The organism is Nocardia sp. NPDC003726, assembly GCF_053586955.1.
The window spans coordinates 1-16,970 of sequence record NZ_JBSFNF010000024.1; the positions used below are offsets into that span (position 1 = coordinate 1).

Below are 16,970 nucleotides of genomic sequence, written 5' to 3' on the forward strand. Positions count from 1 at the left end.
AGGACGTGGCGGTCCACGCAGTTGTAGGCGACGTTGAGCTTGCCGCCGACGAACCACTTCGCCACCGGCGCTTCGCTCCAATCCAGCACCTGGGTGAACGGTTCGTCCCAGTGCAGCCGCCGGGCCTGCTCGGCCCAGAACGCGTCGCGATCGGCCGCCGCCCGCTCGTAGAGCGCCGCGCTCGCGTTCGCCTGGGCGGCGAACTCCGCGGTCGGCGGGTACGAGTCCCGGTGGTCGGCGCTGGTTTCAGTCATCTCGTCTCTTCTTTCCACGTAGCCTGAGCGCACGATTCGACGCAGCCAAGTTCGACAGTAATAAACTGTGACCCATACCGCGTGGGGTGTGCCGACCGGGTTCCGCCGCCGCGCGTCGGTTCGAGAAGGTCGCCTCGACGAAGGCGATATTCCGGCCGCGGGGACGTTTCCGCACCGAACTCGAGGTGTTTCGGCAGTGTTGCCGGATCGGTAACAAGTGCGACGAACTCGGATCAATCAGGTGACAGTGCCCGCGCCGGTGGCTACTCTGCCAACCACACAGGGGGATCGTGTCGGCGTGCGCTGACGGGCCTCCCGCGGGTGCCGATCGGCTCCCCCCTTCTCGCACCGGGAGGACGCGTTGAGATTCCACAGAGCGATGGCGCTGACGGCGGCAGTCGTGCTGGCCACGACCCTCGGGCTGTCCGCATGTTCCTCGGGCGACGGGGCCGACGCCGACATCGTCACCGTCAACGGCGGTGAGCCGCAGAATCCGTTGGTGCCCACCAACACCAACGAGAACATGGGCGGGCGCGTGGTCGACCGGCTGTTCGCGGGCTTGAAGTACTACGACGCCGACGGTAAAGCACACGACGAGATGGCGGAGTCGATCCAGACCACGGATCGGAAGAACTACCGGGTGACCATCAAACCCGGCTGGAAGTTCACCGACGGCACGCCCGTGACGGCGAAGTCGTTCGTCGATGCCTGGAACTACGGCGCACTCGGCGGCAACGCGCAGTTGCAGAGCTACGTGTTCGGTCCCATCGTCGGTTTCGACGAGGTGTCCGCGGAAAAGCCGACGGCACAGACGATGTCGGGTCTGAAGGTGATCGACGACCGGACCTTCACCATCGAACTGAAGGCGCCATCGATCGATTTCGAAACCGAACTCGGGTACGCGCCGTTCTATCCGCTGCCGGAGGCGGCGTTCAAGGACATGAAAGCGTTCGGGGAGAACCCGATCGGCAACGGGCCCTACAAATTCGCCAGGCCCGGGGCGTGGGAGCACAACGTCAAGATCGACCTGGTGCCCAACCCGGACTATCCCGGCGGTCGTCCGGCGAAGAACAAAGGGCTGCGATTCGTGATGTATCAGTCCTTCGACACCGCCTACGCGGATCTGCAGGCGGGCAACCTGGACGCGCTCGACACCGTGCCCGACAGCGCGCTCACCTCCTACGAACAGGATCTCGGCGACCGCGCGATCACCAAGCCCACCGCCCAGAACCAGCACATCGGCATCCAATCCAACGTCGCGCACTTCGCAGGCCAGGAAGGGCTGCTGCGGCGCAGGGCGATCTCGATGGCGATCAACCGGGAACAGATCGCGCAGAACATCTTCCACGGCACCCGGATCCCCGCGCGCGATTTCACCGCGAGCACGCTGCCCGGCTTCGACCCGAACCTGCCCGGCTCCGAGGTGCTGAAGTACAACCCCGACGAGGCCGAGAAGGTCTGGGCGCAGGCCGACGCGATCGCGCCGTGGTCGGGCCGCTACGAGATCGCCTACAACTCCGACGGCGGCCACCAGGCCTGGGTGGAGGCGGTGGCCAACAGCGTCAAGAACACCCTCGGCATCGACGCTATCGGCGTGCCGTACCCGACGTTCAAGAACATCCGCGACGAGGTCAACGCGCACACCATCAACAAAGCCTTCCGCTACGGCTGGCAGGGTGATTACCCGACCATGCTGCAGTTCCTCACCTCGCAGTACTACAGCTACTCCGACACCAACAACGTCGACTACAAGAGCCAGGAATTCGACCGCCTGCTCGACGCCGCCCTGGCCGCGCCGAGCCAGGACGAGTCCTACAAGATCATCGCGCAGGCCCAGGCCCTGCTGATCAAGGATCTGGCCGACATCCCGGTGTTCGACTACGTGGCCGCCGCGGGTCGCTCCGACCGGGTGCGCAAAGCCGAACTCGCCTGGAACGGTCTGTTCGACTTCGAGAACATCGAGAAGTAGCCGCCGGCCGCCTGGCGTCCGCCGGACGCTCGGCGGTCCTGTTCAGGAGGCGAAATGGCCTGGTATGTCGGGCGGCGTCTGCTTCAGATGATCCCCGTGTTCCTCGGTGCGACCCTGCTCGTCTACGCCTTGGTGTTCCTCGTGCCGGGCGACCCGATTCACGCGCTGGCCGGGGACAAGCCCATGACGCCCGCGGTGGAGGCGCAACTGCGGGCTCGCTACCACCTCGACCAGCCCTTCCTCGTGCAGTACCTGCTGTATCTGAAGGGCATCGTGACGCTGGACTTCGGCACGGCGTTCTCCGGCCGGCCGGTGCGCGACGAACTCGCGCGCGCGTTCCCGATCACGCTGAAACTGGCGTTCATGGCGGTGCTGATCGAGTCCGTGTTCGGCGTGCTGTTCGGGCTGGTCGCCGGGCTGCGCAAAGGCAAGCTGTTCGACTCGGCGATGCTCGTGGTCAGCCTGGTCGTGATCGCCGTTCCGGTCTTCGTGGTCGGCTTCCTCGCGCAGTTCCTGCTGGGTGTGAAGTGGGGGATCGCGCCCGTGACCGTCTCCGGGAAGGCGACCGTCGGCGAACTGCTGGTGCCCGCGTTCGTGCTCGGCTCGCTGTCGTTCGCCTACGTCCTGCGCTTGACCCGGAATTCCGTGGCGGAGAACATGTCCGCCGACTACGTGCGCACCGCGACCGCCAAAGGTCTGGGCAGGCCACGGGTGGTGATCGTGCACATCCTGCGTAACTCGATGATTCCGGTGGTCACGTTCGTCGGCGCCGATCTGGGCGCACTGATGGGCGGCGCGATCGTCACCGAGGGCATCTTCAACATCCCCGGCGTGGGCGGCACGCTCTACCAGGCCATCACCAGGGGCGAGCCCCCGACCGTCGTCTCCTTCGTCACGGTGCTGATCGTCATCTTCCTGCTCACCAACCTGATCGTCGACCTGCTCTACGCCGCACTCGATCCGAGGATCCGCTATGCCTGACCCCACCGAGGGCCCGCGCCGCGGCCAGGAGCACTTCGTCGCGCCGCCCGACGAGGTCGAGGTGCTGGCCACCGACGCCGTCCTGGATGCCGGAGCGCCGTCGGGGCTCTGGCGCGACGCGTGGCGACAGCTGCGGCGCAACCCCATCTTCGTCGTCGCGGCCGTACTGATCGTGTTCGTGCTGATCGTGGTGATCTGGCCGGGACTGTTCACCGATCAGGACCCCCGGTACTGCAACGGCGACTTCAGCATGGACCCGCGCAGCGCGGGCCACCCGTTCGGATTCGACAAGCAAGGATGCGACATCTACGCCCGCACCCTCTACGGAGCCAGGGCTTCCGTGCTCGCCGGAGTCGGCGCGACCTTGCTGTTCGTGCTGATCGGGGGAACGCTCGGGGCGCTGGCGGGCTTCTACGGCGGGCCGCTGGACTCGGTCGTCTCCCGGATCGCGGAGATCTTCTACGCGATTCCGTTGATGCTGGCCGCGATCGTGATCATGCAGCTGCTGGACGCCCGCACGGTTTGGACCGTGATCGTCATCCTCGCCTTGTTCACTTGGCCGCAGGCGGCGCGGATCGCCCGCGGCGCTGTGATCCAAGCGAAGAACAGCGACTACGTCACGGCGGCGAAAGCATTGGGCGTCTCCAGAATCCAGACGCTCTTGCGCCACGTGCTGCCCAACGCGGCGGGGCCGCTGATCGTGGTGACCACACTGTGGCTGGGCGTTTTCATCGTCACCGAGGCCACGCTGTCGTATCTCGGCGTCGGTCTGCCGCGCACCGTGGTGTCCTGGGGCGCGGACATCGCCACCGGGCAGAAGGAGATCCGCACCTCGCCCATCCTGTTCTATCCGGCGACGGCGCTGGCGCTGACCGTGCTGAGCTTCATCATGCTGGGTGACGCCGTGCGCGACGCCCTCGATCCGAAAGCGAGGAAGCGATGAGCGAGGGCGACCGGCCGCTGCTGGAGATCACCGATCTGAACGTGAGCTTCACCGCCGACGGCAAGCCCGCGCCCGCGGTCCGGGGTGTGAGCCTGTCGGTCTATCCGGGGCAGACCGTGGCCATCGTCGGTGAGTCGGGTTCGGGGAAGTCGACCACCGCCCACGCGATCATCGATCTGCTGCCCGGCACGGGCCGGATCACCTCCGGCTCGATCAGGTTCGACGGCAAGGAACTCACGGCGGCCTCGAAACGAGAGATTGTCGCGGTCCGTGGCAGCGGCATCGGCCTGGTCCCGCAGGACCCGATGTCGAACCTGAATCCGGTGTGGAAGATCGGCTTCCAGATTCGCGAGACGCTGGAGGCCAACGGCATCGCGAAGGGGAAAGCCGCCGAGCGGCGAGCGGTGGAGCTGCTCGCGGAAGCGGGCATGCCCGACGCCGAACGACGCGTGCACCAATATCCGCACGAGTTCTCCGGCGGCATGCGCCAGCGCGCGCTGATCGCCATCGGCCTGTCCTGCCGGCCCAAACTGCTCATCGCCGACGAGCCGACCTCGGCGCTCGACGTGACCGTGCAGCGGCAGATCCTCGACCATCTCGAACGGCTCACCGCCGAACTCGGCACCGCGGTGCTGCTGATCACCCACGACCTGGGCTTGGCGGCGGAGCGGGCCGAGCACCTGGTGGTGATGTATCGCGGCCGCGTCGTGGAGTCCGGGCCCGCCTTGCGGATTCTGCGTGATCCCCAGCATCTGTACACCAAGCGGTTGGTGAGTTCGGCGCCGTCGCTGGCCGCGCGACGGCGGTCGGCGGTGCGGCGCCGGGCCGAGATCCACGCGCAGGCCGTGCAGGTCGCCGCGGAAACGGACGACGTGCTGGTAGCCGAGCGCCTGAGGAAAACGTTCCGCGTTCGCGATCGCGCGCCGTGGAAGTCGACCGAGTTCGTCGCGGTGGACGATGTGTCGTTCCGGCTGCGGCGCGGATCGACCACGGCGATCGTCGGCGAATCCGGTTCGGGCAAGACGACGGTGGCGCAGATGGTGCTCGGACTGCTCGCACCCACCTCCGGCACGGTCACGTTCGACGGCAAAGACGTGGCCACCCTGGACCGGCAGAGCGCCTTTGCGTTCCGGCGGCGAGTGCAGCCGATCTTCCAGGACCCCTACGGCTCTCTCGACCCGATGTACACGATCTACCGGACCATCGAGGAGCCGTTGCGCACCCATCGGATCGGAACCGCCGAGGAACGCGAGGCGACCGTGCGGGAACTGCTCGACAAGGTCGCGCTGCCCGCCGGGGTGCTGCGGCGCTACCCCAGCGAGTTGTCCGGAGGGCAGCGTCAGCGCGTCGCGGTCGCGCGGGCGCTCGCCCTGCGGCCCGAGGTGGTGGTGTGCGACGAGGCGGTGTCCGCGCTCGACGTGCTGGTGCAGGCCCAGATCCTGGGGCTGCTCAACGAGCTGCAGGCCGAGCTCGGGCTGGCGTACCTGTTCATCACGCACGATCTGGCCGTGGTGCGGCAGATCGCCGACGACGTGCTCGTCATGCGGCGCGGCGAGGTGGTCGAGGCGGCGACGACCGACGAAGTGTTCGACCGTCCCCAGCAGGAATACACCCGCAAGCTGCTCGACGCGATTCCGGGACGCGATCTGCTGGCCGGATAGCGGGCCGGGCGCGCGGATCGGTCCGCGCGTGCGCAAGTAGCCTCGTATGCCGTGACCGATCCGCTACAGCCTCTCGTCGATCTCCCCGGTGTCCGGGACGCGGCCGACCGTGCCCGCGACGCGCTCGCCGAGGTGCACCGGCACAAAGCGAACCGGCGTGGGTGGCCGACCACGGCGGCCGAGGCCGCGGTGCGCGCGGCCAGATCCTCGGCGGCCATCGACGGCGGCAGCACGGACATTCCCGCCGACGGCCGCGTGGCCGATCCGATCCTGGCCGGCTCGCTGCGCGTCGGGCAGGCGTTGGACGCAGACGCGCTGCGGAATCTGGTGAGCACCTGGGAACGGGCTCCGTTGCAGGCGCTGGCGCGGCTGCATCTGCTGGCCGCGGCCGATCTGGTGCGGCAGGAGGAGTCGCTCGGCAGGCCGCGCGGCGACGCGGGTGTGGCGCAGCGGCTGGATCTGCTGGCGCAGACGGTGGTCGGTTCGCGAGCGCCCGCGCCGGTGCTCGCCGCCGTGGTACACGGCGAGCTACTGGCGTTGCGACCGTTCGGAACGGCCGACGGCGTGGTGGCGCGGGCGGCGTCCCGGCTGGTCGCGGTGTCGAGTGGGCTGGACCCGCACAGCCTCGGCGTGCCGGAGGTGTTCTGGTTGCGCAGGCGGCAGGCGTACCTCGACGCGGCCGCGGGGTTCGGGACCGGGGACCCGGAGGCCGTCGGCGGCTGGGTGATCTTCTGCTGCGGGGCGTTCGAGGACGGCGCCCGCGAGGCCACATCGATCGCCGACTCGGCGGCGGGATAACCCCCCGAACACATCAAAGCGGGCGGCGTTGTCTGTGACCTCACCGCCCGCTAGCACGGACTACCCGGTTACCAAGCGTGCTAGGTGGGTTGTGTTCTGCGGCCTCGGCGACAATCCGAACATCGGCCGGTTCATCCCCGCAACCTGTGCGAGGCCTTCGCCGTCGACTATCCGAATTTCGCAGGCCCACAACGCTTCTGCCCTTGTCGCGGCGCGCTCCGCGTGGGTGCCTGGTGCCCGTGCTGGGAAGAACAGTCGGGAGACAGTACCTTCTCTTCCGGTGCTGCCTTGGCCTTCCGCCCTTCCGTAGTTACCTTTCTACACTGTGACTGCACTCACATCAAGTGGTCGCAAAACATTGAATAATCGGCGTGTTTGTCGGCGTTTCGTGGTTAAATGCCTGGTCCGCCGCACCGCCTGTTCAGGCGGCGAAGCCCCCGCAATCGTCCAGCGACCGCGTCTCGGGCGGGACGCTCCCGCGTCCGGATCTCAGCGCTTGCGGCGCAACATCCGGTAGCTGATCGCTCCGGCGAGCACGGCGCTCACGCCGACCGCTGCCGTGGCCGCGAGCGTCGTCGAGGACGGCGCCTGGAAGCGCGACCACAGTGACACCGGGTTGGAGAAGGTCAGGACCGGCCAGCCGCGCACGGTCGCCTCGCGGCGCAGATTGCGATCCGGGTTGACCGCGGTGGGATGCCCCACCGCGCCGAGCAGCGGCAGGTCGGTGATCGAGTCGGAGTAGGCGTAGCAGCGGGACAGGTCGTACCCCTCGCTGGCGGCGAGTTTCTCGATCGCGGTGACCTTGCCTTCGCCGTAGCAGTAGAACTCCACCTCGCCGGTGTACTTTCCGTCCGCCACGACCATCCGGGTGGCGGCGGTATGGGAAGCGCCGAGCGCTTCGGCGATCGGACCGACGATCTCCTCGCCGGAGGCCGAGACGATCACCACGTCGTGCCCCCGGATCTTGTGGTCGGCGATCAAGTCGGCCGCCTCGGCGTAGATCAGCGGATCGACCAGCTCGTGCAGCGTCTCGGCCACAATGGATTTCACCTGTTCGACGTCCCAGCCCGCGCACATGCTGGTCAGGTGGGCGCGCATCCGTTCCATCTGGTCGTGGTCGGCGCCGGAGAGCAGGAACAGGAAGTGGGCGTAACTGCTCTCCAGGACGGCGCGGCGATTCAGCAGCCCCTGTGCGTAGAACGGCTTGCTGAACACGAACGTGCTGGATTTCGCGATCACGGTCTTGTCGAGATCGAAGAAGGCCGCGACGCGTCCGCCGGTAGTGGCTGGCTTGTCCACTCGATCAGGATAGGCGGCGGTATGGCATCCGCTCGGCCGGGCGTCGGCCGTGGTGCGGCTTCGGGAGCGGTCGCGCCCGGTGGTGGACCGGCCGCACGCGGGAGAGGAATGGCAGCCACAACGTTCGGCGCGCGTGCTTCCCCTGTGGCGCCAGGCGTGGCCCGGTGAACGGGCGGATCCGCCCCGCCGCGCCTCTTCTGTGGCCGCGCTGCCCTTCGATCGGCGACGGATAGGCGGCGGCCGGACCGCGACGCCGCCGGTCGGCACGAGTGGCGCGTGCGGTGGCGCGGCTGCGGACGGCGCGGCGCCGAGGTTTGCCCCGCAGACGCCGAAGCCACGACGGCCACAAAGATGTCCGTCGGCAGACTTGCGTTGTGGCCGGGGCTTGGGTGTAGTATTGCTGGCACCTGGACATGGTCCAGGCGCGTTCAGCCCGACCCCCCGGGGCTGAACCCGACGGCCCCAGCCTCCTCCCCCCCCGGCTGGGGCCGTCCTCTATTTCAGGGACAGTGTGGCAGGGCGCCGAGTCGGCTTGGTTGTCCACAACCCCGGAGTTGTCCACATTCGGCACATCGCCCCTTCTGTCCCTCTCCGCGTTCAGCGACGCTGACCTGCATGAACCTCGACGCATCGGAGCCGGGCGGCCCTGCGCCCGCCCTCGTGCTCATCGATGACGACCGCCTGCGCGACGAAGTCCGGCGTATCGCGGCGGCCGCCGAACGGCCGCTCGACGAGCGGTCCCGGCCCGTCGGCCGACATGCCTGGACAGGCGCCCCGCTGGTGATCCTGGACACCGACGCGGCGCGCGAAGCGGCGGCCGCGGGCTACCTGCGCCGTGCCGGCGTCGTAGTGGTAACCGACGGTGAACCAGGGTTGCTCGACTGGCAGGCCGCTGCCGCGGTCGGCGCGGAGCGGGCTATCGCACTGCCCGGCGCGGCGGTGGGGCTTATCGAGATGTTTGCTGAGTATGGCGAGCTGCGTGCGGGTGACGGCGTGGTGGTCGCCGTGGTCGGCGCGGGCGGCGGGGCGGGAGCGTCCATCCTCGCCGCCGCGGTCGCGTTGCGCGCCGCCGCGGAGGGGTTCCGGCGCGAGACCTTGCTGGTCGATGGCGCACCCTTCGCCGGCGGCCTCGACCTGCTGCTCGGTATCGAGAACGCGGCTGGCCTGCGCTGGCCCGACCTGGTGGTGGAGGACGGCCGCGTGTCCGCGACCGCGCTGCACGGCGCCCTGCCCGTCGTGGCGCAGGGACTCGCGGTGCTGTCCTGCGGGCGCTGCGGTGCGGGACGATTGCCACGGGAGCTCGGCGCGCCCGCGGTTCGCGCTGTCATCGAAGCAGGCCGTGCCGCAGGCGATTTCGTAGTTTGCGATGTTTCCGGTGAGCGCGGACCGCATGCCGACCAGATGCTCGACTCGGCGGACCTCGTGGTTCTGGTCGTCCCGGCGCGGCTGCGGGCGGTCGCCGCCGCCGAAGCGGTGTCCGCCCATATCGCGCGGCGAAACCCGAACCAGGGCCTGATCGTTCGCGGCCCTGCGCCCGGCGGCCTGCGCGCAGCCGAGGTCGCCGAAGTGCTCGATCTCCCGCTGCTCGCCGCCGTCCGCGCCCAGACCGGTCTCGCGCACCGGCTGGAGCGCGGCGGGATGTCGGTGAGCCGCCGTGGGCCGCTGCGCGACGCCGCCGACGCCGTGCTCGGCGTACTGAGCGCACCACCGGGGCAGAGGCGCTGAGGAGGGGGAGATGAGCGCGATACTGACCAGCGAACTGCTGGACCGGGTACGGGAGCGCCTGGCGGGCGAGACGGGCGACCCGGATCCGGCGCAGGTGGCCGCGGCGATCCGGGCCGAAGCGGGCGGGGTGCTCGGCGACACCGACCTGCTGCGTGCCCTGCGGCTGTTGCAGACCGAACTCACCGGCGCGGGCGTACTCGAGCCGCTGCTGCACGATCCCCATGTCGCCGACGTCCTGGTGACGGGTCCGGACGCGGTGTGGATCGATCGCGGGCATGGACTGGAGAAGACCTCGATCACCTTCTCCGACGAGGCCGCGGTCCGGCGGCTGGCCCAGCGCCTGGCCCTGTCGGCGGGACGACGACTCGACGACGCGCAACCGTGGGTGGACGGCAGGCTGACCGGAACCGGTGCGGTATCGGGTGATTCGTTCGGCGTCCGCCTGCATGCCGTCCTCGCGCCCGTCTCGCATGGCGGCACCTGCCTGTCGTTGCGCGTACTCCGTCCGGCCACCCAGGGGCTCGATGCGCTCGCCGCGGCTGGTTCGGTGCCCGCCGACGCGAAACGACTGCTGGAACGGATAGTCCGGGCGAGGCTGGCGTTTCTCGTCGTCGGCGGCACCGGCGCGGGGAAGACGACGCTGCTGTCCGGCCTGCTCGCCACGGTGGACCCGGCCGAGCGGATCGTCTGCGTCGAGGACGCGGCGGAACTCGCGCCACCGCATCCGCACGTGGTCCGGCTGGTGGCCAGGACCGCGAACGTCGAAGGCGTCGGCGAGGTCAGCGTGCGTGACTTGGTCCGGCAAGCGCTGCGCATGCGGCCGGACCGGATCGTGGTCGGCGAGGTCAGGGGCGCCGAGGTGGTCGACTTGCTGACCGCGTTGAACACCGGACACGACGGCGGGGCGGGCACCGTGCACGCCAACTCGCCACAGGAAGTCCCCGCCCGGCTCGAGGCTCTCGCCGCTCTCGGCGGCATGGATCGAGCGGCTCTGCACAGTCAACTCGCCGCGGCGGTGCAGGTCGTCCTGCACGTGCACCGCCGATCCGACGGCTCGCGCGGGCTGCGCGAGGTCGGGCTCGTGCACCGCACCGGCGATGGGAGCGTGCGGATCACGCCCGCCTGGCATGCCACCGGTGCGGCCCCCGCCGCAGCGGACCTGTCCACGCTGCTCGCGGAACGGCTGGACCGGTGAGCGGCGCGGTGTTGTGTCTGGCGCTGGCGTTGGTCATGGTCCCCGCGCCCCGGTCGCACCGGCGGTTCGGGCAGTTGTTCACCGGGCGGGCCGAGTATCGAATGCCGGGCAAAGCCATGATTTTTCGCGTTTGTGCCGGCGCGGGCGTCGTGAGTGTGCTCATCCTCTTCGGCGCAGGCCCTTTCCTCGCGGCCGGCCTGGTCGCCGGAACGGCCGAGTTCCGAACGCGCCGGGCGGCAGGCGAGCGGCGCAGGAAGGCCGAGCAAGGCCACCTGCTCGATGCCTTGGAGGCGGTGATCGCGGAGTTGCGGGTGGGGGCGCATCCGAGCGCCGCCGCCGAGACCGCCGCACGCGAGGGATGGGGCGAGTCGGCCCGCGCGTTCACCGTCGGCGCCGCCCGCAGCCGACTCGGTGGCTCGGCGGCGGAGGGTCTGCGCAGGCCGGGTTCGCCGATCGCCGTGGAACTTTCCCGAGTCGCCGGGGCGTGGCAGGTGGCCGAGCGGCACGGCTTGGCCCTGGCCGAGTTGCTGTCGGCGGCGCGGACCGATCTCGCGGGGCGTCTTCGATTCCATGGCCGCACCACCGCGGCGCTGGCCGGCGCACGGGCCACCGCGGCGGTCTTGGCGGGCTTGCCGCTGCTCGGCATCGCCCTCGGCCACCTGATGGGCGCCGCGCCGCTGCACGTTCTGTTCGCCTCGTCCGCAGGGGCGGTGCTGTTGCCGCTCGGCGCAGGCATGGCTTGCGCCGGCTTGCTGTGGACCGACGCCATCACTCGAAAGGTGTTGCTATGAGGTTATTTCCGATGGCGGTCCGAGGACGGTCGGAACAGTTTCCGCACACGAGGCCGGTTTCGGTCGGCGAGGAAGGGCGGTTTGCGGGCACGCCGGTTCCAAGGGTTGTGTCTGCCGTATCCGCGCGTGGTGCGGCGCGGCGAAGTCGTCGTCCGGGGGAGGCTCTTGGACTGCGGCGAATGCTGGTCCGCAGCGTCGGTCGGCTCTTCGGCGGTCGCCTGCGTGCCGCCGCCCTCGCGCTGGGAAGCCCGGCACGTGCAGGCGCAGGCGTGCCGGAGGCGTGCGGTGTGCCGTCACGCGGCCCGACGGCGGGGCGCGTACGAGGTCGTCGCACAACAGGATCGCTGAGGAAGGCTGACGATGGCGTTCACACCTGGGGCGGCACTGTCATTGCTGCTGGTGGCAGCCGCGCTCGCGACGGTGCCAGGACGGGTTGCCGTGAGCAGGCGATTGCGAGCTCTCGGCCGGACACACAAGGCGCCGGCCGATGCGCCGCGCCGTGCGAATCAGGCGCCCGATCCGCTGGCTGTCGCCTCGGTTCTCGACCTGCTTGCCGCCTGTCTGCGTGCCGGGCTGCCGATGGCGGGCGCGGCGCGCGCAGTGGCGCCCGAAGCACCGGAACCGCTCGGCGAAGCACTGCGGCGGGCCGCGGACCTGCTCGCGTTGGGCGCCGATGCGGCCGTGGCCTGGCAACAGGTGGCGCGGGATGCGGATGGACGTCCCGGGGCCAAGGAGATCGAGTCGCTGGCCCGGATGGCGCGCCGTTCGGCGCGGTCCGGGTCGTCGCTGGCGGCAGCGGTGACCGAGCTGGCCGAGCAGCGCAGAGCCGCGGTCGAGGACTTCGCCGCCGCGAAGGCGGAGCGTGCGGGCGTCCTCATCGGCGGCCCGCTGGGACTGTGCTTCCTCCCGGCCTTCGTCTGCCTCGGCATAGTGCCGGTGGTGATCGGCTTGGCGGGCCAGGTGCTCGATGGTGGCCTGCTGTAACCGCGCCCCAGGCTCTGACCGTGCCGCCCATGGTGTGGAGGCGTTCGCGCGGGCCCATCGCGCAGATTCGAGGGCCGGCGGTCGGACGACCCTCGCGCGGGGCCATCCCTCGGATCGCATCGGGAGAAGGGCGCACGGGCGGGCCCACGTTCGTCAGGACAGCGGGCCACGCCCCGGCGCTGCCGCTGCTCGGCGCGCGCTTGCGGTCCGTTGCGGACCGAAGCGATCGAGACCGTGTTCGGGCGGCCGCGCGCACTGCATCGGAGAAGGCGTGCTCGTGCGGATCGGCCGCACGGGCCGGAAAGGAGGAATCGGGTGCGTATCCAGGGGGTCGCGAAGTCCGTGGGCCGCAAGATGCGGGCTGTATATATGAGCCTGCGCGCGCGAACGCTACGGGCGATGGTCGCGGAGGACGGCATGAGCACGGCGGAGTACGCGATCGGCACGATCGCGGCGGCGGCGTTCGGCGCCGTGCTGTACGGGGTGGTGACGGGCGACAGCATCGTCAACGCGCTGACGAAGATCATCGACCGGGCGCTGAACACAGCGGTGTAGCCGTTGCCGCACCGAGGCTCGGGGACGATCGGGGAGGGGTGACGATCGAGGCGGCGCTCGCCCTGATCTCGGTCGTCGCCACCGTAGTGCTCTGCCTCGGGGCTCTGCTGGCGGCGTCGGCGCAGGTCCGCTGTGTCGACGCCGCCCGCGAGGCCGCCCGCCTGAGCGCACGGGGCGATCACGCAAACGCCCGTCCAGCGGCCGAGCGCATCGCCCCGCCATCGGCCGGCATCACCGTCCGCATCGAGGGCGCTCGCGCGATTGCCGTGGTTTCCGCACGCACCCCGCTTCTGCCGCTGCTCACCCTGCGCGCGGAGGCGGTCGCGACCCTCGAGCCCGGAGCCACCGAATGAGGGGGTGTGCGTTCTCCGCGCTGCGGCGCGACGAGCAGGGGTTGGCCACCGTGTTCGCATGCTCGGCGCTGGTGGCCCTGATCGGGGTGACGCTGTTGATCGCGCAGGTGGGAGCCGTGGTCGTGGCGCGGCATCGGGCGCAGGCGGCCGCCGATCTGGCGGCGCTGACCGCGGCGGGCGCCTTGGTCGATGGCGTCGAAGCCGCATGTGATGAGGCGGACCGGGTGGCGCGGCGGATGGGCACGCGAATCCGTGTTTGCGAGGCGGCGCAGTGGGACGCCACCGTGGCGGTGGAAAGGAATGTACCAATAGGTCTGTATGGCGATCGGATCGTTCGGGCGAGCGCGCGGGCCGGACCGGTTGAAGAGTGAAGGAGTTCGATACACGGTAGGCTCCGCGTCGCTTCCAGTAGCGGAAATCGGAAATTTACCGGCCGGTTTATCAGCGGGCTCGCGGAATTACCCGCGCGAGCCGGATATGGAAAACGAAGGAATGCGCATGTCCGCAATCGGGGTGGTGGCAATAGTCTAGTTAACATGAATCTATTCCTTTTTATTCGTCAGGGGTGAAGCGGTGTCATTCCACTGGGAGGTATCCCAGCCTTCCCAGCGTGCGCGCTGGCAAGGTCGACAATTGGTCACATGTCCGGCTCTGCGTCGTCACGAATCGAGCGGGACGTCCGCACCGGCGGACAGTTCGGCGAGCACGGCGGTGAGCAGGCGTTCCGCTGCCGCCTTGTCCAGCGGGTGGTTCCCGTTGCCGCACTTGGGTGACTGGACGCAAGACGGGCAGCCCGCCGCGCAGCCGCACGACTCGATGGCCGACAGGGTGGCCGTGAGCCACTGCCGCAGTCGGGCGAAGCCGCGCTCGGCGAATCCCGCTCCACCGGCTTGGCCGTCGTAGACGAAGACGGTGGGCAGGCCGGTATCCGGATGTTCGGCGGTGGATACACCGCCGATGTCCCACCGGTCACAGGTGGCCACCAGGGGCAACAGGCCGATGGCCGCGTGCTCGGCCGCGTGCAGCGCTCCGGGGACATCCTGGGGTTCGATCCCCGCAAGCGCCAGCAGTTCGGGTGTCACCGTGTACATGACCGCCCTGGTAGGCAGGGTCTGCGGCGGCAGGTCGAGTTCGACCAGGTCGAGTACTTCGCCGGTGATCAGCGTGCGCAGATAGCCGATCACCTGGCTGGTGACCCGTACCCGCGCCAAGCCGGCCGTCACGTGACCGTGGGCGCGTCGCTCGGTGACCGCGTCGATGACGATCGAGGTCACCTGGCGCGCACTGGTGGTCCACCCGGGCTCCGCGGCGTGCACGAAGGCGACGCCGTCGTCGAGATCCAGCTCGTCGACCACGTACGTCTCGCCCTGGTGCAGGTGCACGGCGCCCGGGTGCAGCGTCGCCCCCGCCCGGCGCGCATCGGCGGTGCCGAGCAGCCTGCCGGTCTCGCCGTCCACGATGGCCACCGGGGCGCCGATCCCACCTCGGACGTCCACCGCGTCGTGCGGCTGCGTCTCCGCGGTCACGTACCAGCGTGCGCTTTCTCCCGCTCCACGCCGCCTGATCAGCCCTTTCGCGGTCAATTGCGCCAGCACTTCGCGCGCGCCGAGCTCGTCCACCTCCGCGTCGGTCAGCGGCAGCTCCAGTGCGGCGCACAGCAGTTGCGGACCCAGCACGTAGGGATTGCGCGGATCGGTGATGGTGGCCTCGACGGGCTTGCCGAGCAGCGCTTCCGGGTGGTGAACCAGGTAGGTGTCCAACGGATCGTCCCGCGCCACCAGCAGCACCAGCGACCCCTGCGTGCGTCGTCCGGCCCGCCCGGCCTGCTGCCAGAACGACGCGACCGTTCCGGGAAAACCCGAGATGACCACGGCATCCAGTCCCGCGATGTCGACGCCGAGTTCCAGCGCGCTGGTGGTCGCGGCGCCCAGCAGCGATCCCTCCGACAGGGCCGCTTCCAGCTCACGCCGATCCTCCGCGAGATAACCCGCCCGGTAGGACGCCACACGCACGGCCAGATCCGGATCGACCTCGTCCAGAAGTCGCTTGGCCTCCATCGCGGTCAGCTCGGCGGCCCGGCGGGAGCGCACGAAAGTCAAGGTCCGCGCGCCTTCGGCCACCAGGTCCGCCATGATCCGCGCCGCCTCCGCGGTGGCGGGTCTGCGCACCGGGGCGCCGTTCTCGCCGGTCATGGTGGTGAGCAACGGTGGCTCCCAGAGGGCGATCGTCCGCGGCCCCCGCGGTGATCCGTCCCGGGTGACCGCGGTGCAGGGCGCGCCGATCAGGCGCGACGCGGCCGCCGCCGGTTCGGCGGAGGTCGCCGAGCAGAGCACGAACACCGGGTCGGCGCCGTACCGTGCGGCGATCCGCCGCAGCCTGCGCAGCACCAGCGCGACGTGCGAGCCGAACACACCGCGATAGGCGTGGCATTCGTCCACCACCACATAACGCAGCCTGCGCAGCACCCGCGCCCAACGCTGGTGCGACCGAAGTATGCCCAGGTGGAGCATGTCCGGATTGGTGAAAACCCAGCGCGCGTTGGCGCGTACCCACTGCCGGATCTCGGCGGGCGTATCGCCGTCGTAGGTGGCCGGATGGACATCGCGCAACGGGCCTTCGTGGGTCAGCGCGCCGACCGCGCGCAGCTGATCAGCCCCGAGCGCCTTCGTCGGCGACAGATACAACGCGGTGGCCTTCGGGTCCGCTTGCAGCGTGGTGAGCACCGGAAGCTGGTAACCGAGCGATTTGCCGGAGGCGGTCCCCGTGCTCACGACGACGTGCCGCCCGTGGAACGCTTCCACGGCGGTCTCCACCTGATGGCGCCACGGCGCGGCGACGCCCGTCTCGCGCAATGCCGCGATCACTTCCGGCGAGGCCCACGTGGGCCACGCGGAGTGCTCGGCGGCGCGCGCGGGCAACTCGGCCACGTGGGTCAGCCGTGGGTCGCCGTCGGGCCCCCCGGCTAGGACACGATTCAGCAACGATGCCCCGTAGCCGAGCTCGGTTCCCGGCCGCCCGCGCAGCGCGGAGTCTCGTGGATTCACGCCGCGAACCCCGCAACACGCTCGGCGAGTGTGAAACGTGTGCGTCCGGGACCCGCCACCTGCCATTTCGATACCCAATAGCGACCTGGGTCACAGCTTCTTTGCCGAACGTCCACTCGGTTATCACCAGGCAAACGAACCCCAAGTCTGGATTCCGCCATTGTGTCCCTCACCTGCGCATTCGCAAGATCAACTTTTTTGCAAATTGTCGGTAACTCGACTGTTGAATTGCCCGAAGACATGGTTCACTGGTTCCTGGTCGCAAGCTTCTGTGTTCGAGGGACGGATCCAAAGTCCAAACCGTCAGCAGGATCGATGTTGCGAACGGTGTGCTTGGTGCTTTCCTGCAGGGGGAACCAACAGTACAGCGGTCACAACGGACCCGGTGGACGAACCCAGTTGTCCGCCGTTCCGGTAA

The 16,970-nt window shown here is 69.5% G+C and carries 15 protein-coding genes; 12 read left to right on the forward strand and 3 right to left on the reverse strand.

The features are described 5' to 3' along the window. Nucleotides 1-254: acetyl-coenzyme A synthetase N-terminal domain-containing protein (locus ACWDMM_RS26390; protein WP_449940039.1), on the reverse strand; the 254-nt coding region annotated here is incomplete at its 3' end. 379 nt (nucleotides 255-633) lie between these two features. On the opposite strand from ACWDMM_RS26390, the gene ACWDMM_RS26395 reads away from it, so the two are divergent. The 5 genes from ACWDMM_RS26395 to ACWDMM_RS26415 are packed head-to-tail and all read left to right on the forward strand — an operon-like array spanning nucleotide 634 to nucleotide 6,606. Then, nucleotides 634-2,223, forward strand: coding sequence for a peptide ABC transporter substrate-binding protein (locus ACWDMM_RS26395; RefSeq protein WP_195078384.1), 1,590 nt, complete (start codon nucleotides 634-636; stop codon nucleotides 2,221-2,223). A gap of 54 nt (nucleotides 2,224-2,277) precedes the next feature. Further along, nucleotides 2,278-3,204: an ABC transporter permease gene (locus ACWDMM_RS26400; RefSeq protein WP_195077965.1), complete on the forward strand. Its 927-nt coding sequence runs from the start codon at nucleotides 2,278-2,280 to the stop codon at nucleotides 3,202-3,204. Continuing rightward, entirely contained in the window at nucleotides 3,197-4,147 is a 951-nt protein-coding gene (locus tag ACWDMM_RS26405) for an ABC transporter permease (protein WP_195077966.1), read from the forward strand. The genes ACWDMM_RS26400 and ACWDMM_RS26405 overlap by 8 nt, the downstream gene beginning before the upstream one ends. After that, the gene (locus tag ACWDMM_RS26410; RefSeq protein ID WP_357110595.1) at nucleotides 4,144-5,808 is read left to right on the forward strand and encodes an ABC transporter ATP-binding protein; all 1,665 of its coding nucleotides are present in this window, start codon (nucleotides 4,144-4,146) and stop codon (nucleotides 5,806-5,808) included. The genes ACWDMM_RS26405 and ACWDMM_RS26410 overlap by 4 nt, the downstream gene beginning before the upstream one ends. A 51-nt stretch (nucleotides 5,809-5,859) precedes the next feature. Beyond that, nucleotides 5,860-6,606: a Fic family protein gene (locus ACWDMM_RS26415; protein ID WP_195077968.1), complete on the forward strand. Its 747-nt coding sequence runs from the start codon at nucleotides 5,860-5,862 to the stop codon at nucleotides 6,604-6,606. Nucleotides 6,607-7,095: 489 nt separating this feature from the next. On the opposite strand, the gene ACWDMM_RS26420 is transcribed toward ACWDMM_RS26415, so the two are convergent. Next, the gene (locus ACWDMM_RS26420) at nucleotides 7,096-7,905 is read right to left on the reverse strand and encodes an HAD family hydrolase (protein WP_195077969.1); all 810 of its coding nucleotides are present in this window, start codon (nucleotides 7,903-7,905) and stop codon (nucleotides 7,096-7,098) included. A 615-nt stretch (nucleotides 7,906-8,520) separates the two neighbouring features. On the opposite strand from ACWDMM_RS26420, the gene ssd reads away from it, so the two are divergent. The 7 genes from ssd (at nucleotide 8,521) to ACWDMM_RS26455 (ending at nucleotide 13,879) form a co-directional block, all read left to right on the forward strand. Then, nucleotides 8,521-9,630, forward strand: a complete 1,110-nt coding sequence (gene ssd, locus ACWDMM_RS26425; RefSeq protein ID WP_195077970.1) for a septum site-determining protein Ssd — start codon at nucleotides 8,521-8,523, stop codon at nucleotides 9,628-9,630. Nucleotides 9,631-9,640: 10 nt separating this feature from the next. Next, nucleotides 9,641-10,825 (forward strand): TadA family conjugal transfer-associated ATPase, encoded by a 1,185-nt coding sequence (locus ACWDMM_RS26430; RefSeq protein WP_195077971.1) that lies wholly within the window; start codon nucleotides 9,641-9,643, stop codon nucleotides 10,823-10,825. Continuing rightward, nucleotides 10,822-11,616: a type II secretion system F family protein gene (locus ACWDMM_RS26435; RefSeq protein ID WP_449940045.1), complete on the forward strand. Its 795-nt coding sequence runs from the start codon at nucleotides 10,822-10,824 to the stop codon at nucleotides 11,614-11,616. The genes ACWDMM_RS26430 and ACWDMM_RS26435 overlap by 4 nt, the downstream gene beginning before the upstream one ends. 360 nt (nucleotides 11,617-11,976) lie before the next feature. After that, the gene (locus ACWDMM_RS26440) at nucleotides 11,977-12,600 is read left to right on the forward strand and encodes a type II secretion system F family protein (protein WP_449940048.1); all 624 of its coding nucleotides are present in this window, start codon (nucleotides 11,977-11,979) and stop codon (nucleotides 12,598-12,600) included. A gap of 354 nt (nucleotides 12,601-12,954) precedes the next feature. After that, nucleotides 12,955-13,155, forward strand: a complete 201-nt coding sequence (locus ACWDMM_RS26445; RefSeq protein WP_323124586.1) for a DUF4244 domain-containing protein — start codon at nucleotides 12,955-12,957, stop codon at nucleotides 13,153-13,155. A 38-nt stretch (nucleotides 13,156-13,193) separates the two neighbouring features. Next, nucleotides 13,194-13,508, forward strand: coding sequence for a TadE family type IV pilus minor pilin (locus tag ACWDMM_RS26450; protein WP_195077974.1), 315 nt, complete (start codon nucleotides 13,194-13,196; stop codon nucleotides 13,506-13,508). Next, nucleotides 13,505-13,879, forward strand: a complete 375-nt coding sequence (locus tag ACWDMM_RS26455) for an Rv3654c family TadE-like protein (RefSeq protein ID WP_195077975.1) — start codon at nucleotides 13,505-13,507, stop codon at nucleotides 13,877-13,879. Before ACWDMM_RS26450 ends, ACWDMM_RS26455 begins: the two co-directional genes overlap by 4 nt. 288 nt (nucleotides 13,880-14,167) lie before the next feature. Here the strand turns inward: ACWDMM_RS26455 and ACWDMM_RS26460 are convergent, their stop codons facing one another. Beyond that, nucleotides 14,168-16,552, reverse strand: a complete 2,385-nt coding sequence (locus ACWDMM_RS26460) for a DEAD/DEAH box helicase (RefSeq protein WP_435406592.1) — start codon at nucleotides 16,550-16,552, stop codon at nucleotides 14,168-14,170. Nucleotides 16,553-16,970 lie beyond the last annotated feature (418 nt).